Below are 24644 nucleotides of genomic sequence, written 5' to 3' on the forward strand. Positions count from 1 at the left end.
GATGCGCCGGGTCGGCGGATCTCAGTGGGGCAGATGCGCCGGGTCGGGGTCAGAAGAGGTCTAGGGAGGTGACCATCCAGGTGCCGTCGACCTTGTCGGCCTCGACGGCGAGCTGGGCGGCGGAGATGGAGGACTCCTTGTCGGTGGAGCGTTGGGAGGCCTGGTCGAGGAAGACGAGGAGCTCGGCGGAGTCGGCGTCGAGGGACTTGACGGCGGCGACCTGGACCTCGGCGCTGAGTACGAGCTTCTGGCCGGGGGCCTTCTTCTCGAGCTGCTTGAAGAGGAGGTCGTACTCCTTGCGGGCGTCGCCGGCGAGGAACTCGTCGGCGGCGGCCTGGGTCGGGGCCGGGTCGGAGAAGTCGTAGGAGAAGACCTGGAGGAGACCGGCGGTTACGGCCGACTGCACCTCCGTGGTGGCCTCGGAGTCGACGACGGCGCGGTTGCCGACGTGGTCGGTCCTACGTTCGCGGTCGGCCATGAAGAACGCACCCAGGGCCAGGACCAGGATGACCGCGGTGAGGATCAGGATCCCGCGGCGGGAGAGGGACGTCGCTGCGCTCATGAGATGTTCACCGCCACCTGCTCGAGGCTCTCCAGGAGCCAGTCGTCGCCGACCTTGACCAGGTCGGCCGCGAACCTGTTGCGCTTGACGGTCGGCTTCGCGTCGCCGGCACCCTTGGAGCCGTCCTGGACGGTGATCTCGACGGCGGCGATCACGGTCGCGGTGTCGTCGTCGAGCTCGGTCACCGCGGCGTCCATCACCGAACCGGTGGAGATCTTCTCCTGCTCGGCGAGCACCTTGCGGTCCTCGTCGGAGACGTTGGTCAATTGGTCGTGGAGCGTCCCGGTGGTCACCTCGGCCCAGCTCTTCAGGCCCTTGTCGACGCTGCGGAAGTCGAGGGTGTTGAGGGTCTCGATGTGGCTGGTCGCGACGATCAGGACCCGGTCGCGGCGCTCGGCGGCGTCGACCATGTCCTGGTCGTGGCCGGTCGCCCGCCACCAGGTCAGTGCGCCGGCGACGAGGATGCAGAGTGCGACCAGCGGGAGGGCCCAGCGACGTAGGCGGTCGCGCCGCGAGGGGGTCTCGACAAGCTCGACCACCGATGCCGCCGGTGGCGCCTTCTGATCGACCACCCGAGTCTCCGTCCGTCTCTTCGTCGTGGCGCTCATCGCTCCCCCATCAGTCCGGCGAGCGTGGATGGGACGCTAACCGTCCGCGGCTCGGCTGTCTTGGTCTTCGTGGATTTCGTACGCGCCACCCGGTCGCAGCCGGCCGCGGTGTTGAACGGCTTGCCCTTGCGTACGTCGGTGCCGGGGCGCAGGTCGGTGCCTTCGTAGCCGGCGACGCAGGCGGGCGGGTTGAAGAACGACGGCATCAGGCTCAGCCGCGGCCCCTTGGAGGTGTTGACCGCCCAGCCGATGCTGACCGCCTCCGGCACGGTGACGAAGGTCGACTCGAGCGCGGCCGCGTTGGAGCCGAAGAGCTGGGCCGGGGTGACCAGGTTGCTCATCAGGATGCCGAGCGGCTGCCCGACGTCCTTCACCAGTAGCGAGATCTCGGCGGCCGCGCCGGGCGCGGTGCCGATCAGGTCGCGCAGGTCCGCGTCGGAGGAGGCCAGCGTCTCGGAGAAGAGCGCGAGGTCGTTGCTCCACGCCTTGATGCTGGTCGCCGACTCCTCCTGGGTCGCGAGCACCTGATCGGAGTTGCGGATCAGGCTCGCGGAGACCAGGAAGTTGCGATCGGCCTCCTTCTGGAACGACAGCGAGGTGTCGACCAGCTTCCGCAGGTCGGAGCCTGCCCCCTGGGTCAGCAGGTAGGACTCGTCGATCGTCGTCACCAGCGCCTCCTCGGGGACCGAGGCGACGAAGTCGCGACCGGTCTCGATGACCTCGGAGGCGTTGTACGGCAGCGCCTCCTCCCCCGCGCTCAGCCGGTCTCCGTCGGAGAGCCGGTCGTCGCCGAGGGCACCACCGCGGAGGTCCAGGTACTGCTCGCCGATCGCGGACCGGTTGGCGACCTTGATGGTGACGTCCTCCGGGATGGCGGGGGCGTCGCCCGCGATCTCCACCACGGCACGTACGCCGTCGGCCTCCGCCTCCAGGGAGGTCACCTCACCCACGGGCACCCCGCGGTAGGTCACCTCCGAGTTGACGAAGAGGCCGCCGCCCTCGGGCAGCGAGACGTTCACGCGATACGGCTCGTCGAGCAGGTCCAGGCCGACGTAGCGCGCCCCGACGTAGCTCGTGCCGACCAGGGCGAGGGCGACGAAGAGCCCGAGCTTGACGCGTACGCCTCCCGTGAGTCGCTGCATCATTCGCTCCCTTCAGTGGAGCCGGTGCCGGCGTCGGCACCCGACTCCGGAGAGGTCTCGGAGGACGCCGAACCCGACTCGGTCGGCGACTCCGACGGTGACCCGGGATCGGACGGATCGGTCGAGCCCGAAGGGGAGCCCGGGGAGGACGGCGAGCCGGACCCCGAGGGATCCGAGGAGGACCAGCCGTCGGAGGGCAGGATCGACTCCCCCGGGATCGACGGCGAGGACGAGCCCGGCACCGGCGAGGTGGTCGACGGCAGCAGCCCCGGAGGCGCATCGGACGACTGTCCCGACCGGGACGACGCGCCGCCGAAGACGTCGTCGCCCTCCGGCTGCAGCCACTCGCAGCCCTTGGTGCGGCAACCGGCGGGAGTGCGGAAGTTCGTGACCAGGAACAGGTTCATGTAGTCACCGCGGATCGCGTTGAGCACCTCGTCGGGGAACGGGTACGTGAACAGCACCTCGAGCGCGTAGGGCAGGTCGGAGCCGGCCTTGGCGAGCTGGTCCAGGATCGGGTCGAGGAGCTTCAGGTCGGCGACGATGTCGTCCTGGGCCTGGTCGAGGGTGCGGATCGTGACCTTGGAGAGCCGGTCGAGCGCCTCAAGCATCGCGATCAGCTGAGGCCTCTGGTCGACGAGCACCTGCATCCCGGGCGAGAGCCCGTCGAGTGCACTGGCGATCTTGTCCTTATCCTTCTCGAGGGTGACCGCGAGCTCGTTGAGCGAGTCGATCGCCGAGGTGATCGACTCCGAGCGCGAGTCGAGGACCGAGACGAAGCGGTCGATCTCCTTCAGGAACGCCTTGATCTCCTCGGGCCGACCGTCGGAGACCTTCTGCAGCTCGCGCGAGATCTCCTGGAACTGCGCCACTCCGCCGCTGTTGAGCACCATCGACAGCGCCCCCAGCACCTCCTCGACCTGGGCGGCCGCATCGTTGTCACCCCGGCCGAGGACGGCGCCGTCTGCCAAGGGCTCCCCCGCGACCGGTGCGGAGGGGCGGATCAGCGCGACGTACTTCTCACCGAGCAGGGAGGTCTGCTGCAGCCGCGCGGTGGTGCCGGCGGGGAGCTCGACGTCGTCACGGACGACGAGCGAGACCCGCGCGCTGCGGCCGTCCTCGGCGAGCCGGATCTTGGAGACCCGGCCGACCGCGACGTTGTCGACCTTGACGCTGGACTGCGGGACCAGGTCGAGCACGTCGGCGAACTCGGCCTCGAGCGTGATCGGGTCATCGCCCACGTCGGCGCCGCCGGGCAGCGGGGCGTCGTAGACACCTCCGCCGATGGCGCCCAGGCCGCAGCCGGAGAGCACGAGCGCGCCTGCGGCGAGCACGGCGGCGAGGGGTCTCGACAGGCTCGACCTCCGAGCGGTACCGGTCATCACTGCTCACCTCCCACGCCGGGCAGCAGGACCGGCGGCGCGTCCTGGGAGCTCCTGCCGGAGAGACCGTCGCCGGACCAGACGCCGAGCTCGTTGAGGTTGGTGCGGCCGACGAGGGTGTTGGACTTCGGGTCGTAGGCGTTGACGAACTTCTGCAGCACCAGCGGGATCGTCCCGACGGCCTCCTCGAGCGACTCGTTCTGGTCGACGAGGACCTGCGTCGGCCCCTGCAGGTTCTCCACGCTCGTCTGCATCTCCTTGCGGTTGTCCTCGATGAACGCCTCGAGCAGCGCGAGCGCCTCGCCGAGGTTGCCGACCGCGGAGGCCAGCTCGTCGCGGTCCTCGGCGAGATAGTCGGTGACCTGCGCGAACCGGCGGTTGGCATCGCGGACACCGTCGTCGTTCTCCAGCAGGGTCTTGTTGAAGGTGTCGAGGTTCTCGACGGCGGCGAAGAAGTCCTGGTCGACGTCGGCCAGCGTCGCCGACGCGTCGGCCCCCTCCCGGATCACCTGGTTGATGTCGGAGCCCTGCCCGTCGAGGTTGGCCGCGATCACCTCCAGGAACCGCGAGAGCGCGCCGTTCTGGTTGGCGCCGTCGGGGCCGAGCGTCTCCCCCGCCTCGGTCAGCGAGGCGTAGAGGTCGTCGATCTCGACCGGCACGGCGGTCTCCTCGATGACGGTGCCGTCGCGGAGCTCGGGCCCGTCGACGTAAGGCTCGGTGAGCTGTACGAAGCGGTCCGAGACCAGCGTCGGGGCCACGATCACGGCCTCGGTGTCGGCAGCGGCCCGCTGGCCGCGGTCGAGGGTCATCGAGACCTTCACGTGCTCCCCGGCCGGGGTCACCGCGGTCACCTTCCCCACCGGCACCCCGAGGATCTGCACGTCGGAGCCGGGATAGAGACCCACGGAGGCCTCGAACAGCGCGGTGAAGCTGGCGCCCTTGCGCCCCTCCCCGATCCCGTACGCAGCCCCCCAGCCGATCGCGCCGACGGCGGCGATCACGAGGAGCCCGGCGACGATCCGTCTCATCTCTTCCCTCCCGGTCGGCAGTCACGCTTCACGTCGTTGTCGAGCACCGGGGCGCCCTTCTCGTCGAAGAGGCCGCAGCCGTAGACGTCGATCCACGGGCCGTTGCTCATCGAGGCGCCGACCACCCGGTAGTAGGCGCCGATCTGGGAGAGCGCCTTGTCGAGGTGGTCCTGGTTGCGCTGCAGGATCTCGGCGACCTCGTCGAGCTTCTCCAGCGCCGGGCGGAGCCGCTTCTGGTTGTCCTTCACCAGCCCGGTGACCTGCTTGGCGAGGTCGTCGGTGTAGGTGAGCATCTGGTGGATCGCCTCCCGGCGGGCGGCGAGCTCCTCGAGCAGCTTGTCGCCGTCCTCGATCAGCAGCCCGATCTCCTGGTTGCGGTCGGCGAGCGTGCCGGTGACCTTGCTCGTCGTCCTCATCAGCTCGGCGAGCTCCTGGTCGCGCGAGGAGATCGTGCGGGAGAGCCGGGTGAGACCGGAGACCATGCCGCGTACGTCCTCGGGCGTGTCCTCGAAGACGACCGAGAGCGCGTCCATCGACTCCTCGACCTGCGCCATGTCGATCTCGCCGACGGTGGTGGAGAGGTCGGAGAAGGCGGCGTTGACGTCGTAGGGGGTGGTGGTGCGGGAGACCGGGATCGGCTCGCGCAGCTTGCCGGAGCCGCCCGGGTCCAGCGAGAGGAACTTGCGGCCCAGGAGCGTCTTCACCTTGATCGACGCGGTGGTCTGCGAGCCGAGGGAGACGTCCTTGGCGCGGAACCTGATCAGCACCTTGTCGCCCTCGAGCTCGAGCTCGGAGACCTCGCCGACCTTGACGCCGGCGACCCGCGCCTCGTCCCCCGGACGGATGCCGGCGGCCTCGGCGAAGTAGGCCTCGTAGGTCTCGCCCCCGCCGATGAGCGGGAGGTCGTCGGCGTTGAACGTGGCGAAGAAGACGCCCGTCATGGCCAGGATGCCGACCACGGCGATGACGACCTTGTTGCGCTCGGCGAACGACTTCGGATAGCGGGCCATCATCGGCACCTTCCTGCAGGCGAGTCGACCCCGATGTCGCCGTAGTAGCCCTCGGGTCGCGGGATCCGCCCGTCGATGGAGCAGATGTAGAAGTTGAGCCAGCCGCCGTAGGTGGCCAGTCGCCCGATCTCGTCGGTCTTCTGCGGCATGGTGGTGAGGAACTCGGTGAGCGCCTCGTCGTTCTCGGCGAGGTTCTCGGAGAGGTCACCGAGGGAGTCGATCGACCGGCGCAGCGGCTGACGCCCCTCCTGCAGCAGGCCGGTGACGCTCTCCGAGAGCTCACCCATCCCCTCGATGGTCGAGCCGAGCGTCTTCCTGTCGGCGGCCAGGCCGCTGACCAGCCGCTGCAGCGTCACCAGGGTGGTGTCGAGCATCCCGGTGCGCTGGCTGACCACCTCGAGCACCGAGTTGAGGTTGGTGATCAGGTCGCCGATCACCTGGTCGCGGTCGGCGAGCGTCGAGGTCAGCGAGGCGGTCGAGGAGAGCAGCGACTCGACGGTCGCCCCCTCGCCCTGGAAGACCGCGATGATCTGGGCACTGAGGTTGTTGACGTCCTCGGGGTCGAGGAACTTGAACAGCGGCTGGAAGCCGTTGAAGAGCATCGTCAGGTCCAGCGCCGGCCGGGTCTCGTCGAGCGAGAACGTGTAGCCCGAGGGCAGCGCCTCCCCTCCCGGCGAGCCGGGCTCGAGGGCGATGTAGCGCTGCCCGATCAGGTTGCGGAAGCGCAGCTCCGCCCTGGTTCCCTTCACCATCGGCGCCGACTCGGAGGCGCTGAAGACGACCTCGGCGGTGTCGTTGTGCCGCAGCCCGATGGACTGGACGGTGCCGATCTTCACCCCCGCCATCCGCACGTCGTCGCCCTTGTTGAGGCTGGTCGCGTCGGTGAACAGCGCCGTGAACGTACGCCCCGAGGTGGTCGTGCCGTTGGAGATCGTGGTCGCCAGCGCCGCCATCGCCAGGACCGTGGCCAGCGCGAAGACCAGCGACTTCGTCAGCGTCACCGCGACCGAGCTGCTGCCCCGGCTCATCGGACGATCACCTCGGTGCCTCGCAGGGTCGGGCCGAGCAGCAGGCTCGACCAGGTCGGATACTCATCAGGTGCCATGCCTTCCGCTGGTGCCATGACCTCGGCGATCAGCTGGTTCTCGCCCTTGGAGTTCTGCTCCCCCAGCCCGGTGGTCGCGCCGAACGCACGCACCTGGTCCGTCGGCGGTGCCTCGATCTGCTTCGCCGTGTCCGCGGTGCCCTTCACCGCGGGCGCGGCACCGGCGCGACCGGTCACGTAGGGACACCGGGGACCACCGCTGCGCAGCTTCGGAACGTACCCGGGGCGGTAGGGCTGCCGGATCTCGGAGACGCTGACGACGGCGTGGATGCCGTGCTCGTCGGTGCCCTTGCCGAGGTTCTTCGCCATCGCCGGCGCGTAGTCGCGCAGCGCGCTGAACAGGCACGGGAAGGACGAGGCGTACGGGCTGACCGCGCGGAGCGCGTCCCGCGAGCTGTCGGTGAGCACCACGATGGTCTCCCGGTTGCGCTCGAGCCAGCGGTCGGTGTCGGTAGACGTCGTGGTCACGGACCGGAACGTCTCGGCGAGCTGGGCATGCTGGTCGGCCAGGGTCTCGGCGGTCACCGTCATCGTGTCGAGCGCGTCCAGGAGGTCCGGCGCGGCCTCCTCGTAGTGGCCGGCGACCCGCCCGAGCGAGGCCAGGTCGTCGGTCATCTGCGGCACCAGCGGGTTGAGCTTCTTCAGGTAGGAGGCCCACGCCGAGAAGACCTCGCCGAGGTCGTCGCCGTTGTCGCGCAGCATCGTGGCCAGCTCGCTCAGCGTCGCGTTGAGCTTGTGGGGCTGGATCGCCTTGAGCACCGGCAGCAGCTCGTCGAGCACCTGCTCCAGCTCCACCGCCTCGTCGGAGCGGTCCTGCTCGATGACGGCTCCGGCCTCCAGCTCCGAGCCGCCGGAGGTCGGCTGCAGCGCGACGTAGCGCTCCCCGAAGAGGGTCTTGGGCAGCAGCCGGGCGGTGGTGTCGGACGAGAGGTCGGGCAGCACGTCGGGCTCCAGCGCCAGGGTCAGCTCGGCGCCGCCCTCGCGGGGCGCGACCTCGCGGACGGTGCCGACCGGCACCCCGCGGAGCTTGACGTCGGAGCCGACCTGCAGCGCGTTGCCGAGGGTGCCGGTGGTCAGCCGCACCTCGGAGCGGTCGACGAAGGTCTGGTCGTAGGCCAGCCAGGAGCCGAGCGCCACCGCCGCGACCACGGCGAGGTAGCCCAGGCCGAGGAGCACGTCACGCAGTCTCGAGAGGGTCATCCGGCGATCCTCACCGTCGTGGTCGCGCCCCACATGGCCATCGAGAGGGCGAGGTCGAGGAGCGCGACGACCACGATGGTCCGGCGCACCGAGCGTCCGACCGCGGTCCCCACGCCCGAGGGCCCGCCGGTGGCGTGGAAGCCGAGCCGGCAGTGGATCAGGATGATCAGGATCGAGAAGACCAGCACCTTGCCGAAGCTCAGCAGGATGTCGATGGGCGGCAGGAAGAGCTGGAAGTAGTGGTCGTACGTCCCGGCCGACTGCCCGTGGAAGTAGACCGTCACCACGCGCGACCCGGCGTAGGAAGTCAGCAGGCCGACGACGTAGAGCGGGATGATCGCCACGAAGCCGGCGACCACGCGCGTGGAGACGAGGTAGGGGATGGTGCCGAGGCCCATCACCTTGACCGCGTCGATCTCCTCGTTGATCCGCATCGCGCCGAGCTGGGCGGTGAACCCGGCGCCGACGGTCGCCGACATCGCCAGGGCCGCCACCAGCGGGGCGATCTCGCGAGTGTTGAAGTAGGCGGAGATGAAGCCGTTGAGGGTCGAGGTGCCGATCTGGTCGAGCGCTGCATACCCCTGCATGCCGACGACCGTGCCGACGAAGATGCTCATCCCGGTCATCACGCCGATCGTGCCGCCGATGACCGCCAGCGCTCCGGTGCCGAAGGAGACCTCCGAGAGGATCCGGAGGATCTCGCGCGGGTAGTGGCGGATCGCGGTCGGGATCCCGGCGAACACCTTGCCGTAGAACCGGATGTCGCGGCCGGTCTGCACCAGCCCGTCCAGCGAGCGGTCGAACCGCGACCGCTTCTTCACCGCGTCGACTGTCGCCATCTCAGGCCCCCTTCCCGGGGACGAGCTCGAGGTAGAGCGTGGTGATCACGAAGTTGACGAAGAAGAGCAGCAGGAAGGTGACCACGACCGACTGGTTGACGGCCTCACCGACGCCCTTCGGCCCGGGCTTGGTGTTGAGCCCGCGGAAGGCGGCGACCAGGCCGGCGATGAGCCCGAAGAGCACCGCCTTGATCTCACCCACCCACAGGTCGGAGAGCTGGGCGAGGGCGGTGAAGGAGGAGAGGTACGCCCCGGGCGTACCGCCCTGGATGATCACGTTGAAGAAGTAGCCGCCGAGGACGCCGACGACGCTGACCAGGCCGTTGAGGAGCACCGCGGCGAGGATGCAGGCGAGCACGCGGGGCACCACGAGCGCCTGGATGGGATCGATCGCGATGACCCGCATCGCGTCGATCTCGTCGCGGATCGTGCGTGACCCCAGGTCGGCGCAGATCGCCGCACCACCGGCCCCGGCGATGACCAGCGAGGTCACGATCGGTGCCGCCTGCTGCACCACCGCGAGCACGGAGGCGGCGCCGGTGAAGGACTGCGCCCCGATCTGCACCGTCAGGGTGCCGAGCTGGAGCGCGATCACCGCACCGAACGGGATCGCGACGAGCATCGCCGGGATCCAGGAGACCGAGGTGACGAACCAGAACTGGTCGAGCAGCTCCCGGGCCGCGAACGGTCGCCGGAAGGCTGCCCGGAAGGTGTCCAGGCCGAGCGCGAAGAGCGCGCCGACCTGGTCGAGCGCCTTGCTGACCGGGTCCTTGACCTTCGCTCTCGGGGCTCGGTCAACGTCGTCGTCATCGGCGGTGTAGAGCGTGGCCGCGCCGCTCGCGACCCGTGAGCCGTGCCGCTCGGCGGCGGCCCGCGGAGCGCCGCTGGCGGGGGTGAGCTGGCGGGGCAGCACCTCGATGGCACGGGCGCCGGCGCGTACGGTGGCGACGCCGGCCGAGGGGTAGTAGGCCTCGCCCTCGACGTAGTCGTCGTTGATCCCGTGGTCGGTCTCCTCGCTCATCCCGATCGGCCCGATCGGGTCGCCGCTCATGAACTGCGAGACGACCGGGTGATCGGTGAGCAGGAACTCCTCGCGCGGACCGAACATCACCAGGTGGCGGCGGTAGAGCATGCCGAGGTTGTCGGGCAGCGTACGTGCCAGCTCGATGTTGTGGGTGACCACCAGCATCGTGGCGTCGGTCGCCGCGTTGACGTCGACCAGGAGCTGGGCGAGGTTGGCGGTACGCACCGGGTCGAGGCCCGAGTCGGGCTCGTCGCACAGGATGATCGAGGGCTCGGTGACCAGCGAGCGGGCCAGGCCGGCACGCTTGCGCATACCGCCGGAGATCTCGCCGGGCAGCTTGTGCTCCTGCCCGAGCAGGCCGACCAGGTCGAGCTTGTCGTTGGTGATCTGTCTGATCTCGGACTCGCGCTTCTTCGTGTGCGCACGCAGCGGGAACGCGACGTTGTCGAAGACGCTCATCGACCCGAAGAGCGCACCGTCCTGGAAGAGCACGCCGAAGCGCTTGCGCAGGTCCTGGCGCTGCGACTCGCGCGCCTTGACCATGTCGACCCCGTCGACCAGGCAGACACCGGCCTCAGGTCGCAGCAGCCCCATCAGCGACTTGAGGAAGACCGACTTGCCGGTGCCCGAGGGGCCCAGCAGCGCGGTGATCTCGCCCTGGGGCAGCGTGAGGGTCACGTCGCTCCAGATGTTCTGAGACCCGAAGCTCTTGGTGAGCCCGGTGACCTCGACGGTTCCGCCCATCGCGGGGCCTCCCTGTTCTGCCGTTGTGTACTGCCGTGGTGGGGTGCGTCAACGATCGGGACAGTACGTGTGGCCCCAGTCACAGGGGAGAGGTAAATGGATCAGCCGTGAAATGAGTGCCGTGTTTTGTCACGCGCATGACAAAACGACCCCGGAGTCCGGGGCGCAGGGGCGGACCCCGTCGACACCCGCGGGGAGTGCGTTGAACCCTTCGGACCGGTTAGTGGAACGTACGTACCGAATTTCCAGGGCGAGGACCGCGAGGACGTGCCATGGTGGTCGATGCCTGCTTGGGCATGTTGGACGAAGGAGCTTGACGTGCGATGGAGCACGATGTGACGCAGACCCAGCAGTCCCCGGGCCTCCCGGGGTCGGCGGTCTGGATGCTGAAGAGCCTGGAGGGCGAGGTGCGCCCGGTCGCGCTCAGCGTCGCCCGCCACCTGCGTGATGGGCTGCCGGCGGAGACCGAGGGCTTCGAGGAGCTCATCTTCACCGCGGTGCACGGCGCGATGTCGCACTTCATCGACCTCGGTCTGGGACGCGCAGCGCCCTACACCGCCATCGACGACCACTTCCGCAAGGTCGGCTTCAAGGTCGCCGCCATGGGCCAGGACCGGGCTCTGGTCGACCTCGGCATCAACATGGCCACCAGCGAGCTGTGGGACGTGCTGCGTCGTCGCGCGGTCGAGAACGAGCTCTCGGCCGCCGCGCTGAACGCCCTCAACGAGATGATGTCCTCCTACGTCGAGCATCTCGCCAAGCAGGTCACCACGGGTTTCGGGGCCGGCACCGAGGCTCGCGACCAGGACAACGACGTCGCCCGCGCACGCCTGATCGAGCGCATGCTCTCCGGCGCCTCCCTCGACGAGATCGAGATGCAGGCATCGCTCGGCGACTGGACGCTGCCCGAGAAGGTGACCGTGATGGCGGTCGAGCTGCGTGACGGCGACCGGATCGCCGCGGACGCCCTCTCGCCCACCGCGCTCACCCGGCGCCGCGACCCCACCCAGGTCGTGATCTGTCCTCCCGACGACGCCGAGGCCGTCACCAAGGAGCTGCGCGCCGCCGCGCCGAAGGCACGGGTCTCGGTCTGCTGGCCGGTCCCGCCCGAGGACGTGCCGGCCGCATGGCGCTGGGCCAACCGGGCGCTGGCGCTGGTCAACGCTCGCGTGATCCCGGCCAAGCCGGTCATCGACTGCCTCGCCTACCGCACCGAGATCTGGCTCCACGCCGAGCCGGTGATGCGCCGCCAGCTCGCCCAGGAGCTGCTCGAGCCGCTGCTGGCGGAGTCGGCCAACTCCCGCGAGATCCTCACCGAGACCCTGCTCGTCTGGCTCGAGACCAGGGAGAGCGCCCCGGCCATCGCCGCGGTGCTCGGGGTCCACCCGCAGACCATCCGCTACCGCTGGAAACGGATCAACGAGCTCTTCGGGGAGTCGCTGCGCGACCCCGAGTTCGTCACCCAGCTCCTGCTGCTGCTCAAGGCGAGCGTGCCGCTGTGGGTCGCCGGCGACCAGAGCGACTTCGACCGCTATCAGCAGCAGACCGGCTGACGGTGCGCTCATGGTCCTGCAGCTGATCATCCTCGTCGCGGGTGCTGTCGTGGCGTACGTCCTGGGGGCGGGGTTCCCCCGCCTCGTCGCGAGCCGGGTCGGGCGACGGCACGGGATCACTTCGGTCCCGAGGCCCGCCTGGGCGGTCGCCGCCCGGGTCGACACGGTGGTGCTCGACCGGTGGGGCACGGTCACGACCGGACGGCAGAAGGTCACCTCGGTGGAGCCCCTGGACCCCGACCACCTGCGCAACCTGCGCTGGTTCGCCGGCGCGCTCGAGCACGAGGCCGAGGGGCGGCTCGCCCGCGCGGTCGCCCGGCTCTCGCCGCGCGGCAAGGTCGCCGACTTCGCCGTCGTGCCGGGCTCCGGGGTGAAGGGAGCCGTCGACCGCCATCCCGTACGCGTCGGGCGACCCTCCTGGGTCGGCATGACCGAGCGCACCGACCACGGCACGGTCCTCGGCGTGGAGCTCGACGGCCGCCCGCTGGGCTATCTGGTGGTCGGTGACGAGCTGCGCGAGGACGCGTCGACCTCCGTCGCGGCGCTGGTCGCCGCTGGGGTCACGCCCGTGCTCGTCTCCGACGACACCGCCCGCAACACCGAGCACCTCGCCGGTGCGTGCGGCATCGAGCGGTGGCACCCCGAGATCGCGCCGGAGAAGCGCGAACGGCTCGTGGCCGAACTGCAGGAGCAGGGCCGCACCGTCGCCTTCGCGAGCTCGCGGGAGGTCGACGCCGGGGTCGTCACGGCGGCCGATCTCGCTGTCGGTGTCGCCGGCGGGGCGGCGCGCGACGATGCCGTGCGGCTGGAGACCTTGGACGTCAGCCGGCTGGGCGCGCTGTTCGCGCTGGCCCGTGGAGTCGTCGCCGGCACCCGGTGGGGCCGACTTGCTGCCCCCGTGCCGGCGGTCGTCGGTGCGCTGCTGGTGGCGCTCGGCCTCGGGTCGCTGCCGCTCGCCGGCGCCTTCGCGCTGCTCTGCCTGATCTCGGCTTCCGTCGCCGGGGCGGTCGCGGTGCTGAGGGCCCGAAACTTGTCACGTACGTGAGTAGTTTGGGGGTTTCTTCACCTCGATCGCTCGAATCGCGTTGTGACGGGCCTCACTCGATGGCTTGATCGTGTCACCGACCGATGTCGCCAACCCGAGGATGTGACCGAGGATGACCCCACGGCCCGGTCTGCTGTTGAAGGCAGCGGCGCTGCCCGTCGCTGCCGCCACCGCCGCCTGGACGATCCACGCCATCCAGGACGGGCGGCCCGTCGAGGACGTCACGAGCGAGGTCCTGCGGGTGCCGTCGGTCGAGGTGCCGACCCAGGAGCTGCTGCCACCGGTGAGCGTCTCCGCGGTCAAGCCCATCCCCAAGCTCAGCCCGGTCGCCGCGCAGCCCGCCGGCTTCGCCGCCAAGGCTGCCGCAGGCGTCATCCCCGAGACCGCCCTCTCTGCCTACCAGCGCGCGGCCACGGTGCTCGCCGACGCCGACCCCGGCTGCCACCTCGACTGGTCGCTGGTCGCTGCCATCGGCCGGGTCGAGTCCGACCACGGTCGCGCCGGCGGCAACACGCTGTCGCCCTCAGGCGTCGCGACGCCGGGGATCTACGGCGTACCTCTCACCGGGTCCGGCGGCACCGCGCGCATCCTCGACACCGACGGCGGCACCTACGACCGCGACCTCGTCTACGACCGCGCGGTCGGGCCGATGCAGTTCATCCCGTCGACCTGGTCGGACGTCGGCGTCGACGCCGACGGCGACGGCCGCCGCGACCCGCAGGACGTCGACGACGCCGCGCTCGCGGCCGCGGTCTACCTCTGCTCCGGCTCCGCCGACCTCTCCACCGACGCCGGCCAGCGTTCGGCGGTGCTGCGTTACAACCACAGCGATGCGTACGTCTCGGCGGTCCTGCAGATCGCCTCCGGATACCGGCAGGGCACCTTCGAGGCGCCCACCGGCGTCGTGCTCCCCGCTGCGCAGATCCCGGTCACCACGACCGAGGATCTGGAACCGCTCTCCGGCGCCTCGCCCAGCGCCCGGCCACCCGGGCACTCCCCCGGACGTGGCACTCCCTCGGGCGATGCAGGCACCGGTACGCCCGGCGGCGACTCCACGACACAGCCCTCCCCGTCGCCGTCGGGCACCCCTTCTCCCTCCCCCGGCGACGGCGGCTCCGGCTCCGGCTCGCCGACCGACGATCCCGACCCGTCCGGCTCGCCCACCGACGATCCGACCGAGGACCCCACCGAGGACCCGACCGGGTCGCCCTCGGAGCCGGACCCGGAGCCCGATCCGGAGCCGTCCGAGGAGCCGACCGAGGACCCCGAGCCGTCGGAGAGCCCGACCGAGGACCCGTCGCCGACCGAGTCGGCCAGCGAGGCCACCAGCGAGTCCGCCGGCTCGTAGTCGACCAGGTTGGTCAAATCGGATTACAACTCCGCTTGGTCCGGGCAGACTTGGGGTGCTGCCTGACACCCCACCAGGAGGCGCCTCGATGCTGACCGAAACCGATCGCCTCGTCGCCCATGTCGCGCGCCTGGGCGAAGAGCACCCGCCGATCCCGCTGGACTCGGTCGACTTCACCGTGAACGACCCGGCCGGGTTCGAGGCACGGTTCGGGCACGTGCTCGACTACATGGCGCGGGTCGAGCTCGAGGTCGACCGCAACGTGCTCGAGATCTCCACCATGCTGCCCAACCCGCCCGAGGTCGACAAGCAGTTCTACGCCGAGGTGTGGCAGCCGCAGGAGATCCAGCACGGCCTGATCCTCGACCGGCTCCAGCAGGTCCTCGGCCGACCACCGGCGACCACCGATCTCGACCACGTCGGACTCAAGCTGAAGGTGCTCGGTCTGCTCGCCCACCTGGAACCGTTCCAGGACGTCTGCCGGATGCTCTACTACCTGACCGGGATGGCCACCGAGCGCTCCGCGGTGATCGCCTACAACCTGCTCCACGACGGGGTCATCGAGACCGGCGAGCACGCCGTCGCCGACACCGTCATCGCGCCGATCAAGCGCCAGGAACCGGGACACTACGCCTTCTACCAGCTCTCCGCGCGCGCCCACTGGGCCACGCTCGCCCGCTGGCAGAAGTGGCTGGTCCGGCACATGCGCCGGATCTCGTTCGCTCCGGTCGGGGTCAACAACGTCGAGCAGCTGGCCGACTTCGGCGACGTCATGGAGAGCCTCGGCGTCGACCGTGCCTATCGCCTCGGGCTCCGCTTCGGCAGCGAAGGCCGCGACCTGGCCGCCGACGTCGCCCGGGTCGAGCAGGAGCTTCTCTGGGCCCGCGACCGCGGTCTTCCCGTCCCCGACTACGTCAGCCGTGCGTTCCGGGAGGCTGTTGAGGCGGCTCGGGCGCGAGCGGTCAGGTGAGCGACTGTGTTGGTCTCGACACGCCGCCGCCCAGCGGCTCCGGCGGCTCGACCAGCGGGTGCTCCGGCTGGTTGAGCCCGGCGAGCCGGTGCCGAGACCGACCCCTGCTCACCCGCGCCACTTCGAGACCAGGATCTGCACCGAGCCGCCCTTGATCGCTCGCTTGCCGGGGACGGTGCCGACGGCGGTGCCCTTCTTCCAGCGCGACTTGACCCGCTTGCCGACGACCGGCTTGAACCCGGCCTTCTTCAGCTTCGCCTTGGCCTTGGCGACCGAGAGACCCTCGACCTTCGGGATCTTGACGCCCTTGCCGTTGACGACGCCGGCGCCGGGGCGTACGAAGCGGGCGGGGCCGAGCTTGCCGTCGACGGCGCGCATCGCGTCGGCCCACATCGGGCCGGCGACGGTCGAGCCGGAGGCCGAGGCGACGTAGCCGCCGCGGAGGCGCTGGCCGTTGAGGGTGACCCAGTTGCCCTCGTAGTTGGCCCCGGCGATCATCGAGGCGGTCGCCAGCTTGGGGGTGTAGCCGTTGAACCACACCGCGCGGTTGCTGTTGGTGGTGCCGGTCTTGCCGGCCGAGGGCACGCTCAGCGCGAGCTTCTGCCCGAAGCCGCCCGGCTTCATCACCCCGGCGAGGATGTCGTTCATGGCGTCCGCCGTGCCGGTACGCATCACCTGCTCGCACGAGGCGGCGTACTCCTTCATGGTCTTCCCGTCGGGGCCGACGATGGCGGTCACCGGCCGGGAGTCGCAGTGCTTGCCGCGGGCGCCGAAGGTCGCGTAGGCCTCGGCCATCTCCAGCGGGCTGACATCGACCGGGCCGAGGGTGAAGGAGGGCACCCGCTCGTGGGCCGGGTTGGTCAGCTGGACACCCATCTTCTTCGCGAGCGTGTAGGGCGCGCAGACGCCGGTGAACTGCTCGAGCTGCACGTAGAAGGTGTTCACCGACTCGCGGGTGCCGGTGTAGAGGTTCTTGTTGCCCGAGGTGGTCGAGTTGCCGACCGGGTAGGGGTTCGGGTTGAACCTGCCCTCGCCGGGGCAGTTGGCGAACGAGGCCTGGTTGAAGGTCTTCTTGGGCGGGGAGGGGATGTCCTGCTTGAGCGGGAAGCCCTTCTCGATCGCCGCGGCGCCGACGAAGACCTTGAAGGTCGAGCCGGCCTGGAAGCCGTTGGCGTCGCCGTACTCCTTCGGCACCAGGTAGTTGAGGTAGGACTCGCCCTTCTTGCGGTTCTCCCCCATCGGCCGCGACTGGGCGAGCGCCTTGACCTTGCCGGTGCCGGGCTCGACCATCGCCAGCGCGCCGACGGCGTTGTCGGTCGGCGAGACCCGCCCGCGCACGGACTTCTGCGCCGCCTTCTGGAAGCTCGAGTCGAGCGTCGTCTTGATGGTCAGGCCACCGGTCTGCAGCAGCCGCCAGCGCTCGGCCTCGGTCGCACCCAGCGACTTGTCGGCGAGCAGCCACTGCAGCGCGTAGTCGCAGAAGAACTCCGCCGAGGAGCCGAAGCAGCCGTTGCGGCTGCTCTGCACGTGGAGCCCGAGCGAGCTCTCCTTGAGCTTCTCGGCCTCGGCGCGCGGCAGCTCGCCGATCTGGGCGAGCCGCTCGAGCACCAGGTTGCGGCGGGTGAGGGCGGCGTCGGGGTAGTCGGTCGGGTCGTAGCCGGTCGGGTTCTTCACCATCCCGGCGAGCATCGAGGCCTGCGCCCAGGACAGGTCGGCGGCGTCGACGTTGAAGTAGTGCTTCGCGGCCGCCTGGACGCCGTAGGCGGAGTCACCGAAGTAGGCGGCGTTGAGGTAGCGCTCGAGGATCCAGTCCTTGTCGTGGTTCTCCTCGAGCCAGATCGCGTAGCGGAGCTCCTTGATCTTGCGGGCCGTGGACTTCTCGATCGCGGCGGCCCGCTCCTCGTCGGTGTCGGCACCGTAGACGAGCGTGGTCTTGACCAGCTGCTGGGTGATCGAGGAGCCGCCCTGCACCGAGCCCGACTCGGAGGCCGAGTTGCGCAGCAGCGCGCGCAGCGTGCCCTTGAGATCCATCGCGCCGTGCTCGTAGAAGCGGCTGTCCTCGATCGCGAGCAGCGCCTTCGGCATGTTGGGCGAGATCTGGTCGAGCGCCTTGTAGGAGCGGTTCTGGTCGTAGAGGGTCGTGATCACCCGTCCGTGCGCGTCCAGGATGCGCGTCGTCTGCGACAGCTCACCCATGTCGATGTCGAGCGGCAGCTCGTCGATCGCCGCCGCCCCCGACTTCGCCGCGACACCGGTCAGGTGGATGAACGGGAGCGTCAGACCGGAGGCCACCAGGCCGGTCACCGCAGCGACACCGATGAGGGCCCCGAATCGCATCACGACGCGATGAAAGGGCATGGTACGAACGACTTTGCGCGCCAAGATGGGGGCTCCTACCCGGGCCTCGAGCCAGGACCGGCGAGGGTTTCTGATCAATCGGAGAACGGTGCTCCAGACTACCCGACGGGGTCACACCGACGACCTCGGACGCAGGCTCAGGCCTTGGGCAGGTCGGCGCCACCGGTCTCCGGCGCCTGGTGCTCCGGGAACGCGGACTCGCTCGCGACCTCGTCCACCAGGGTGGTGCGACCGAAGGCCTCGCCGAACGGCGTCAGATGCACCGACCGGCGCACGATCTTGGCGAACTTAACCGAGTGGAGCGCCTCGAGCACATCGGGCTGCGCCTCGAGGACCTGGTATTCCAGCGGGTCGGGCAGCGGCTCCTTGGAGAACCACACCAGGCCCAACCGGAAGAGGTTGTTGAGATAGGCCGGCACCCGCTCGGGGTAGCGCACCCCGCTGCGCCCGGCGATCATGTTGAGACCCGGCGCGATCATGGTGCTGCCGATCAGACCGGACGGCCCGCCGGTGCGTACGTCGACCGAGGGCTGCGGCCCCGCCTGGAGCAGGTAGAGCAGCATCCGTGCCTCGTCGGGAGCGAGCTCGTCGAGGATCCGGGCGTACGCCGGGTGGCCCTGCTCGTCGGCCCAGACGTCGCGCGAGCGGTCGAGCAGCTCGGCGCCGCGACGACGCAGCATCGGCAGCGTGTCCTGGGTCGCCCCGGTCTCCTTCGTGCGGGCCAGGACCAGGTCGTGGCCGTTGGCCTCGTGGTCGGGCTCGTCGAGCTCCAGCACCGGCTTCGCGCCGGGCATGATGATGCGGGCCGCGGTGCCGGCGACGATGCCGACCGCCTCCGCGGTCTCGTGCACCAGCCCGGTGCGTACGTCCTGGTCGACCATCGCCCGGGCGACCCGGATGCCGGCGCGGCTGGAGGTGCGCAACCCCCATCCGGCGGTGTGCCAGGCAGCGCCGGCTGCCACCCGCGCCAGGCCGGGTGTGGTGCCGGCGACGGCGGAGGCGGTCGGGAGGACCTTGCCCAAGAGACTCATGGCTCGATGATCACTCGCTGACGCTCGCTCATGTCGGAAAGATTAGAAGGTGAAGGAAACCACCCGCGAGCCCCATGATCGCGCCATGGGCGTAGAGCATCCATTCGTCCTCCTTGATCGCTGATCGCATCATGTCCACGAAGTCGCCCGGCGGGAGCTCCTTGGTCCGCCGCGCGACCAGGTCGCGGATCTTGTCCGCCTGGTGGCGGCTGAAGCCCGGATCGCGGAACGGCACCAGGGTGCGGTCGGCGGCCTCGGTGGCGACCGAGGTGCTGATCCGGTCGAACCGCTCCGAGCCGAGCGCTATCCGCACCGCGCCGCGGTAGGGGCCGGCCGCCTTGTCGACGGCCGGCATCAGCGCCGTGGTCAGCAGCTTGCGGGTGGCGTCGCCGCGCGGTCCGTCGAGCAGGAAGTCGCCGATGCGCTCCAGCGTGATCACGTCGGTGGCGATGATGTCGGCGTAGACCTCGGCAGCCTGCTCCTGGCGGCGCGGGAAGAGGCCCTGCACCTTGATGCCGAGGATCCGGCCGGGCTCGGCGGGCTCGAAGATCAGCCACATGCCGAGCAGGTTGGTCACCCAGCCGACGACCACGCCGAGCACGGGCAGCAGCCAGGCGACGTGGAAGGTCTGGTCGATCAGCGCCACCGGGACACCGAGCAGGAAGCCGAAGATGAACCCGAAGGCGACCATCAGGTTGAGCTCGCGCTGGCCGAAGTCGCGGAAGATCCGGACCACGAGGGCGGGGTTCTTGCGGAAGTGGTCGATGACCATCAGCTTCGGGTCGAGCAGCTGGTCGATGTGGACGCCGATGTCGTCGGTGACCTTGTGGACGATCGAGGGCAGCTGGGCCTGCACCCGCACTGCGATCGCCTCCTTGACCGCCCGCGGCAGGTCGCGCCACAGCCGTGGGTGCTCGCGCATCATGATCTGGTCGACCAGCTCGGGCACCTCGGGACGGAACGTCTCCACGATGTGCGTGGCGATCTCGGAGGGGCCGAGCTGCTGGTAGAAGTCGCTGGGCGTGCCGAGCTTGGCGATCGCCTTGTCGACGGCGATCGAGCCCATCTTCGCGGCGCGGGCGGGGATGATGCCCTGCCAGCCGAGACCACCCTGGGCGAACCCCGGGATCTCCTGCACCTTGTGGGGCAGCACCCTGGACAGCTCGCGCAGCCCGGGGACCCGGAACCCCTTGAACCTCAGCGGGGAGAAGAGCATGTAGAGGCCGGACCAGTTGATCAGCCAGCCGATGACGCCGGTGAAGATCGGGATCGTGATCAGCGAGAGCCAGTGGACGTGGGCGGCCCAGTCCTCGAACCAGCCGACCAGCGAGTCCTGCCACTCCGGCGACATCGGGCTCCTTCCGCCAGAGTTCCAGACCGTCGGTATGCGTACCCTACCCACAGGCGAACGCAAACACCCTGAAGCGTCTGCTATTCGGCGGTGCTGTTCGGCCGGGCTACTCCGTGGAGGCTTCCGTCGCCGCGCCGGGCGGGATCTCATGGCTCGGCAGCCGGGCCAGCTCCTCCGCGTCGGCGAAGCACGCCCCGGCGAAGTCCTGCCCGAACGGGGTCAGATGGATCGAGCGGCGCCTGATCCGGGCGCTCCCTCGGGCGTGGAGCGCCTGGAGGACGTCGGGCTGCGCCTCGACGACCTGGTAGCGGATCAGCTCGCTGACCGGCTCCTCGGACTGCCAGACCAGCCCGAGCCTGGTGAGGTTGTTCAGGTACTGCGGCACCAGCGACGGGTAGCGAACGCTCGCCTGCGCGCCGATCATGGTCAGACCGCGGGCGATCGTCCGCGCCCCGCGCAGCCGGCCGACCAGGCCACCCTCGACCACGTCGACGGCGGGCTGCGGGCCGTCCTTCAGCATCAGCACCAGGATGCGGGCCTCGTCGGGGGCGAGCTCCTCCAGGATGTTGACGAAGGCCGGGTGGCGCTCGTTCTCGTCCCACACGTCGCGCGAGCGACGCAGCAGCTCCTCCCCGGTGCGTCGCAGCCGGTCGGGGTCGTCACCCGGCGCGACGCCGTTGGCCCGGGCCGCGCGGTCCTCCATCGCCGTCCTCGCGTTCTCGGCGGCGGGCACCGCGTAGCGCTCGAGCAGGCCGGTGACCGGGTTGCCGGTCGCGACCCGCTTGGCGAAGCCGGTCACCTGGCGGGCGCCGGTGGCGACGTCCGCGGTCAGCCGCACCGCCTCGTCAGGGTCGACGACGGCCTTCGCGACCCGGCCGACACCCCGGGCGTACGTCCTGATCCCCCAGCCCGCGGTGTGGGCGACCGTGACCGCGGAGATCCTGAGCAGGCCCGGCAGCACGTCCAGCGTCTCGTCGACCAGGCCGCCGCTCGGGGCCGGGGTGGGCATCGAGTGCATCCCGGGGCGGCCCTCGACCAGCTCTTCGGTCGGCTCGACCGACGGGGCCGCTGCCGGCGGCTCCGGTCGACGGGCACCGGGCTCGGTGTTGATGTGGAGGGCGCTCACAGCACGTTCCACCACTCGAAGACGGCGACGTGCAGGAACCCGCCCGCCAGACCCATGATCGCCCCGTGGGCGTAGAGCAGCCACTCGTCCTCCTTGATAGCCGCCCTCATCATCTCAACGAAGGTCTTCGGAGGCAGCGCACGGCACCGCTCGGCGATCAGCCGGCGGATGTTGCACGACTGCTGCCGGCTGAAGACCGCGTCGCGCAGCGGGGTAAGGGTGTAGTCGACGGCGTGCTCGGCGACCGAGGAGCGGATCGCGTCGAACCGCCGGGCGCCGACCGCCACCCGCACCGCACCGTGAGCCGGACCGACCGCCGCGTCGACCGCCGGCTCGAGCGCCGAGGCCAGCATCTGCCGGGTGCGGTCGCCGGAAGGTCCGTTGAGGAGGTGGTCGCCGATGCGCTCGAGGGTGATCACGTCGCTGGCGATGTGCTTGCCGTAGACGTCGGAGGCCTGCCACTGCCGGCGCGCGAAGAGCGCCTGGATCCGGAAGGGCCCGATCCGCCGGGGCTCCGCGGGCGCGAAGATGAGCAGCATGCCGAGCAGGTTGGTGGTCCAGCCGACCAGGACGCCGAGGATCGGCAGCAGCCACCAGATGTGAAAGGCCTGGTCGACCACGGCCACGGGGATGCCGAGCAGGAAGCCGAAGACCGCCCCGAAGACGACCATCATCCGCAGCTCACGGGCGCCGAAGTCCTTGAAGATGCGGACGATGATCGAGGGGTCCTTCTCGAAGTTCTCGATCACCATGATCTTCGGGTCGAAGAGCTGGTCGATGTGGTTGCCGATCTCGTGGGTCACGTGGCCGACGACGTCGGGGAGGTGGTGCTGCACCCGCTCGATCACGGTCGCGCGCAGCGGGCGCGGCAGGTCGCGCCAGAACCGCGGGTGCTCGCGCCACATGATCTCGTCGACCAGGAACGGGATCTCGGGACGGAAGACGTCGACGATGTGCGCGGCGATCTTCTCCGGCTCGAGCTGCTCGTAGAAGTCTCGCGGGGTCGCCATCTGCGACAGCGCCCGGTCGACGGCGATGGAGCCCATCTTCGCGGCACGGGCGGGCACGATGCCCTGCCACCCGAGCCCACCGCGCAGGATGCCCGGGATCTCCTGGACCTTGCGCGGCAGCGAGCCCGCGATCTGCTCGAGACCCGGCACCCGGGCCCCGCGGAAGTGGATGGGTGAGAACAGCATCCACAGGCCGGACCAGTTGATGAGCCAACCGATCACGGCGGTGAAGACAGGTATCGACCAGAACGTCAGCCAGTCGACGTCCCATCCGAAGAGCACGTCGGCGACGCCAGACACGGAACCCCCAGATTTCCGTCAGTACGACGCCTCTGATCCTGCCTGATCAGGCAGGTCCGGTCCAGGATGACGCTCGCTCGAAAACTGGAAGGACCCGGTGGGTCCGTCTCGGGTCGGCTCCACCGGGTCCGCCACAGGTGCCCCGACCATATGGGGGTTGGTCCGACACCCGCGGCTTACTCATCAGTATGCGGGCTGTGAACCCACATCGGTTTTAAGTGAAATCCACAACTCGCCAACAGATTTGGCGCGGAAATCCGCCGCTCCATGCTAACCGTGCTGGCGTCGCCAGACCACGATCGCCTGCCCTGGCGGGGTCTGCGGAATGGCAGGAAGCCTGCTGGAGGTCCGCGGCTCGGGAGCAGCGGCCCGAGCCTGGGCGAGCGCCTCGCGGGTCGCCGCGAGCTCGTGGAGCAGCTCCTCGTTGCGACGGCGCAGGGCGTCGACGTGCTGCTCGAGCGCGAGGATGCGGCGCACGCCCTCGATGCCGATGCCGGACGAGGTCAGCTCGGCGATCGAGCGCAGCTTCTCGATGTCGTGGAAGGAGTAGCGGCGCCCGCCACCCCCGGTGCGACCGGGGGTGATCAGGCCCATCCGCTCATAGGTGCGCAGCGTCTGCGGGTGCAGCCCGGTCAGCTCCGCGGCCACGCTGATCACGTAGACCGCGGCGTCCGGCGCGGGACTGCCGAATGCGTCGCTCATCATGACTCCTCGAGAAGGGACGTACGCAGGGGCTTGTCCGCCATGGCGTCACGATAGGCCTCGACGGCTGCTTTGGCATCGGCATCGAGGACGGCCGGGATCTGCACCTCGACCGTCGCGAGCAGGTCACCGACGGTGCCGTCCGCGCGGCGGAAGCCCTTGCCGCGCACCCGGAACGTACGTCCGTTGGGGGTGCCCGCGGGGATCCGCAGCGTCACGGGCGAACCGGTCAGCGTCGGCAGCTTGACCTCCGCGCCCAGCGCCAGCTCGTCGAACCCGACCGGCACGTCGATCGTGAGGTTGTCGTCCTTACGGCCGAAGACCCGGTGGGGCGTCACGTGGACGGTGACGTAGAGGTCGCCGGCCGGGCCGCCGTTCTCGCCCGCGGCACCCTTGCCCTTGAGCCGGATCCGCTGGCGGTCCTTGACGCCGGCCGGGATGCGCGCCTGGATGGTGCGCGCGGAGGTGCCTCGGCCGGACCCGCGGCAGGTGGGGCAGGACTCGTCGTAGATCAACTGACGGCCACCGCAGCGGGGGCAGGTCTCATTCATGGAGAACGCGCCGCCCACCGAGTTGACGACGTAGCCCGCACCCTCGCACTCGGGGCAGACCCGCGGCTTGGTGCCGGGCTTGCCACCGGTGCCGTTGCAGTCGGGGCAGGCCGCGTCGGAGGTCAGGCGCAGCGAGATGGTCACGCCCTCGAGCGCGTCGGTGAAACCGATCGTGGCGCTGGTCTCGACGTCGGCACCCTTGATCGGTCGCGACCGCGGGGTCGTACGCCGACCGCCGAAGCCTCCACCGCCGGCACCGCCGAAGAGGTCGCCGAACATGTCGCCGAGGCCGCCGCTCTGGGCGCCACCGCCGAAGAGGTCCTCGAAGTTGTAGCCGCGGCCGCCGCCGGTGCCGCCGAAGCCGCCAGGAAAGCCGCCGGTCGCACCCAGGGTGCGGACCTCGTCGTACTTCTTGCGCTTCTCGGCGTCACCGATGACGTCGTAGGCCTCGGCGACCTTCTTGAACTTCTCGTGCTTGGCCTCGTCGCCGGGGTTGGAGTCGGGGTGGTTGGCCCGCGCGAGCTTGCGGTACGCCTTCTTGATGTCGTCGCTCGAGGCGTCCTTCTTGACGCCCAGCTCGGCGTAGTAGTCCTTGTTGATCCAGTCCGGCCGGATCCCGTCGTCAGCCACCTAGCCCCTCCTCTCGATCCATCGG

At 70.0% G+C, this 24644-nt stretch carries 21 protein-coding genes; 4 read left to right on the plus strand and 17 right to left on the minus strand.

Going from position 1 to position 24644, the window contains the following annotated elements:
- Nucleotides 1-49 precede the first annotated feature (49 nt).
- From IEY81_RS13360 to IEY81_RS24645, 10 genes are read right to left on the minus strand one after another with little or no spacing between them, the layout of a single operon-like run.
- Entirely contained in the window at nt 50-562 is a 513-nt protein-coding gene (locus IEY81_RS13360) for a hypothetical protein (protein ID WP_189118965.1), read from the minus strand.
- Nucleotides 559-1134, minus strand: a complete 576-nt coding sequence (locus IEY81_RS13365) for a hypothetical protein (RefSeq protein ID WP_189118966.1) — start codon at nt 1132-1134, stop codon at nt 559-561. The genes IEY81_RS13360 and IEY81_RS13365 overlap by 4 nt, the downstream gene beginning before the upstream one ends.
- Before the next feature lie 32 nt (nt 1135-1166).
- The gene (locus IEY81_RS13370; protein WP_189118967.1) at nt 1167-2312 is read right to left on the minus strand and encodes an MlaD family protein; all 1146 of its coding nucleotides are present in this window, start codon (nt 2310-2312) and stop codon (nt 1167-1169) included.
- Nucleotides 2312-3694: an MCE family protein gene (locus IEY81_RS13375; protein WP_229787827.1), complete on the minus strand. Its 1383-nt coding sequence runs from the start codon at nt 3692-3694 to the stop codon at nt 2312-2314. The genes IEY81_RS13370 and IEY81_RS13375 overlap by 1 nt, the downstream gene beginning before the upstream one ends.
- Nucleotides 3694-4722, minus strand: coding sequence for an MCE family protein (locus IEY81_RS13380; protein WP_189118968.1), 1029 nt, complete (start codon nt 4720-4722; stop codon nt 3694-3696). Before IEY81_RS13380 ends, IEY81_RS13375 begins: the two co-directional genes overlap by 1 nt.
- On the minus strand, nt 4719-5732 hold the full coding sequence (locus tag IEY81_RS13385; protein WP_229787829.1) for an MCE family protein: 1014 nt from the start codon (nt 5730-5732) through the stop codon (nt 4719-4721). The genes IEY81_RS13380 and IEY81_RS13385 overlap by 4 nt, the downstream gene beginning before the upstream one ends.
- Nucleotides 5732-6760 (minus strand): MCE family protein, encoded by a 1029-nt coding sequence (locus tag IEY81_RS13390; protein ID WP_189118970.1) that lies wholly within the window; start codon nt 6758-6760, stop codon nt 5732-5734. Before IEY81_RS13390 ends, IEY81_RS13385 begins: the two co-directional genes overlap by 1 nt.
- The gene (locus tag IEY81_RS13395) at nt 6757-8037 is read right to left on the minus strand and encodes an MCE family protein (RefSeq protein WP_189118971.1); all 1281 of its coding nucleotides are present in this window, start codon (nt 8035-8037) and stop codon (nt 6757-6759) included. The genes IEY81_RS13390 and IEY81_RS13395 overlap by 4 nt, the downstream gene beginning before the upstream one ends.
- Nucleotides 8034-8876, minus strand: coding sequence for an MlaE family ABC transporter permease (locus tag IEY81_RS13400; RefSeq protein WP_189118972.1), 843 nt, complete (start codon nt 8874-8876; stop codon nt 8034-8036). The genes IEY81_RS13395 and IEY81_RS13400 overlap by 4 nt, the downstream gene beginning before the upstream one ends.
- A 1-nt stretch (nt 8877) precedes the next feature.
- A complete protein-coding gene (locus tag IEY81_RS24645; RefSeq protein ID WP_444544152.1) occupies nt 8878-10644 on the minus strand; it encodes an ABC transporter permease in 1767 nt (588 codons plus the stop codon).
- A gap of 323 nt (nt 10645-10967) precedes the next feature.
- Between IEY81_RS24645 and IEY81_RS13410 the strand changes: the two genes are divergently transcribed.
- The 4 genes from IEY81_RS13410 to IEY81_RS13425 all read left to right on the plus strand — a co-directional run bounded on the left by IEY81_RS13410 (nt 10968) and on the right by IEY81_RS13425 (nt 15560).
- Nucleotides 10968-12197 (plus strand): PucR family transcriptional regulator, encoded by a 1230-nt coding sequence (locus IEY81_RS13410; protein ID WP_189118973.1) that lies wholly within the window; start codon nt 10968-10970, stop codon nt 12195-12197.
- Between the two features lie 10 nt (nt 12198-12207).
- Nucleotides 12208-13242, plus strand: a complete 1035-nt coding sequence (locus IEY81_RS13415; protein ID WP_189118974.1) for an HAD family hydrolase — start codon at nt 12208-12210, stop codon at nt 13240-13242.
- Between the two features lie 112 nt (nt 13243-13354).
- Nucleotides 13355-14590 carry a lytic transglycosylase domain-containing protein gene (locus IEY81_RS24525; protein WP_271188380.1) on the plus strand — a complete coding sequence of 412 codons (1236 nt, stop codon included), beginning with the start codon at nt 13355-13357 and terminating at the stop codon, nt 14588-14590.
- A gap of 88 nt (nt 14591-14678) precedes the next feature.
- Nucleotides 14679-15560, plus strand: coding sequence for a GTP-binding protein LepA (locus IEY81_RS13425; protein WP_189118975.1), 882 nt, complete (start codon nt 14679-14681; stop codon nt 15558-15560).
- A gap of 108 nt (nt 15561-15668) precedes the next feature.
- On the opposite strand, the gene IEY81_RS13430 is transcribed toward IEY81_RS13425, so the two are convergent.
- From IEY81_RS13430 to IEY81_RS13460, 7 genes are all read right to left on the minus strand, one after another.
- Nucleotides 15669-17897, minus strand: a complete 2229-nt coding sequence (locus IEY81_RS13430; protein ID WP_229787837.1) for a transglycosylase domain-containing protein — start codon at nt 17895-17897, stop codon at nt 15669-15671.
- Nucleotides 17898-18055: 158 nt separating this feature from the next.
- Complete coding sequence (locus IEY81_RS13435) at nt 18056-18949, minus strand: Abi-alpha family protein (protein ID WP_229787831.1); 894 nt, start codon at nt 18947-18949, stop codon at nt 18056-18058.
- A gap of 28 nt (nt 18950-18977) precedes the next feature.
- Entirely contained in the window at nt 18978-20300 is a 1323-nt protein-coding gene (locus IEY81_RS13440; protein ID WP_189118977.1) for a DUF445 domain-containing protein, read from the minus strand.
- 106 nt (nt 20301-20406) lie between these two features.
- Nucleotides 20407-21426, minus strand: a complete 1020-nt coding sequence (locus IEY81_RS13445; RefSeq protein WP_189118978.1) for an Abi-alpha family protein — start codon at nt 21424-21426, stop codon at nt 20407-20409.
- On the minus strand, nt 21423-22736 hold the full coding sequence (locus IEY81_RS13450; protein ID WP_189118979.1) for a DUF445 domain-containing protein: 1314 nt from the start codon (nt 22734-22736) through the stop codon (nt 21423-21425). The genes IEY81_RS13445 and IEY81_RS13450 overlap by 4 nt, the downstream gene beginning before the upstream one ends.
- A gap of 270 nt (nt 22737-23006) precedes the next feature.
- On the minus strand, nt 23007-23438 hold the full coding sequence (locus IEY81_RS13455) for a heat shock protein transcriptional repressor HspR (RefSeq protein ID WP_189118980.1): 432 nt from the start codon (nt 23436-23438) through the stop codon (nt 23007-23009).
- Nucleotides 23438-24619 carry a DnaJ C-terminal domain-containing protein gene (locus IEY81_RS13460; RefSeq protein WP_189118981.1) on the minus strand — a complete coding sequence of 394 codons (1182 nt, stop codon included), beginning with the start codon at nt 24617-24619 and terminating at the stop codon, nt 23438-23440. The genes IEY81_RS13455 and IEY81_RS13460 overlap by 1 nt, the downstream gene beginning before the upstream one ends.
- Nucleotides 24620-24644 lie beyond the last annotated feature (25 nt).

Source organism: Nocardioides luteus (assembly GCF_014648595.1).
GTDB lineage: Bacteria > Actinomycetota > Actinomycetes > Propionibacteriales > Nocardioidaceae > Nocardioides > Nocardioides luteus.

Bases quoted from the DNA above. Each gene is read 5' to 3' on its own strand.
- IEY81_RS13360 (WP_189118965.1), bottom strand. From the start codon at position 562: ATGAGCGCAGCGACGTCCCTCTCCCGCCGCGGGATCCTGATCCTCACC.
- IEY81_RS13370 (WP_189118967.1), bottom strand. From the start codon at position 2,312: ATGCAGCGACTCACGGGAGGCGTACGCGTCAAGCTCGGGCTCTTCGTC.
- IEY81_RS13375 (WP_229787827.1), bottom strand. From the start codon at position 3,694: ATGACCGGTACCGCTCGGAGGTCGAGCCTGTCGAGACCCCTCGCCGCC.
- IEY81_RS13380 (WP_189118968.1), bottom strand. From the start codon at position 4,722: ATGAGACGGATCGTCGCCGGGCTCCTCGTGATCGCCGCCGTCGGCGCG.
- IEY81_RS13385 (WP_229787829.1), bottom strand. From the start codon at position 5,732: ATGGCCCGCTATCCGAAGTCGTTCGCCGAGCGCAACAAGGTCGTCATC.
- IEY81_RS13390 (WP_189118970.1), bottom strand. From the start codon at position 6,760: ATGAGCCGGGGCAGCAGCTCGGTCGCGGTGACGCTGACGAAGTCGCTG.
- IEY81_RS13395 (WP_189118971.1), bottom strand. From the start codon at position 8,037: ATGACCCTCTCGAGACTGCGTGACGTGCTCCTCGGCCTGGGCTACCTC.
- IEY81_RS13400 (WP_189118972.1), bottom strand. From the start codon at position 8,876: ATGGCGACAGTCGACGCGGTGAAGAAGCGGTCGCGGTTCGACCGCTCG.
- IEY81_RS24645 (WP_444544152.1), bottom strand. From the start codon at position 10,644: ATGGGCGGAACCGTCGAGGTCACCGGGCTCACCAAGAGCTTCGGGTCT.
- IEY81_RS13410 (WP_189118973.1), top strand. From the start codon at position 10,968: ATGGAGCACGATGTGACGCAGACCCAGCAGTCCCCGGGCCTCCCGGGG.
- IEY81_RS13415 (WP_189118974.1), top strand. From the start codon at position 12,208: ATGGTCCTGCAGCTGATCATCCTCGTCGCGGGTGCTGTCGTGGCGTAC.
- IEY81_RS24525 (WP_271188380.1), top strand. From the start codon at position 13,355: ATGACCCCACGGCCCGGTCTGCTGTTGAAGGCAGCGGCGCTGCCCGTC.
- IEY81_RS13425 (WP_189118975.1), top strand. From the start codon at position 14,679: ATGCTGACCGAAACCGATCGCCTCGTCGCCCATGTCGCGCGCCTGGGC.
- IEY81_RS13430 (WP_229787837.1), bottom strand. From the start codon at position 17,897: ATGCGATTCGGGGCCCTCATCGGTGTCGCTGCGGTGACCGGCCTGGTG.
- IEY81_RS13435 (WP_229787831.1), bottom strand. From the start codon at position 18,949: ATGAGTCTCTTGGGCAAGGTCCTCCCGACCGCCTCCGCCGTCGCCGGC.
- IEY81_RS13440 (WP_189118977.1), bottom strand. From the start codon at position 20,300: ATGTCGCCGGAGTGGCAGGACTCGCTGGTCGGCTGGTTCGAGGACTGG.
- IEY81_RS13455 (WP_189118980.1), bottom strand. From the start codon at position 23,438: ATGAGCGACGCATTCGGCAGTCCCGCGCCGGACGCCGCGGTCTACGTG.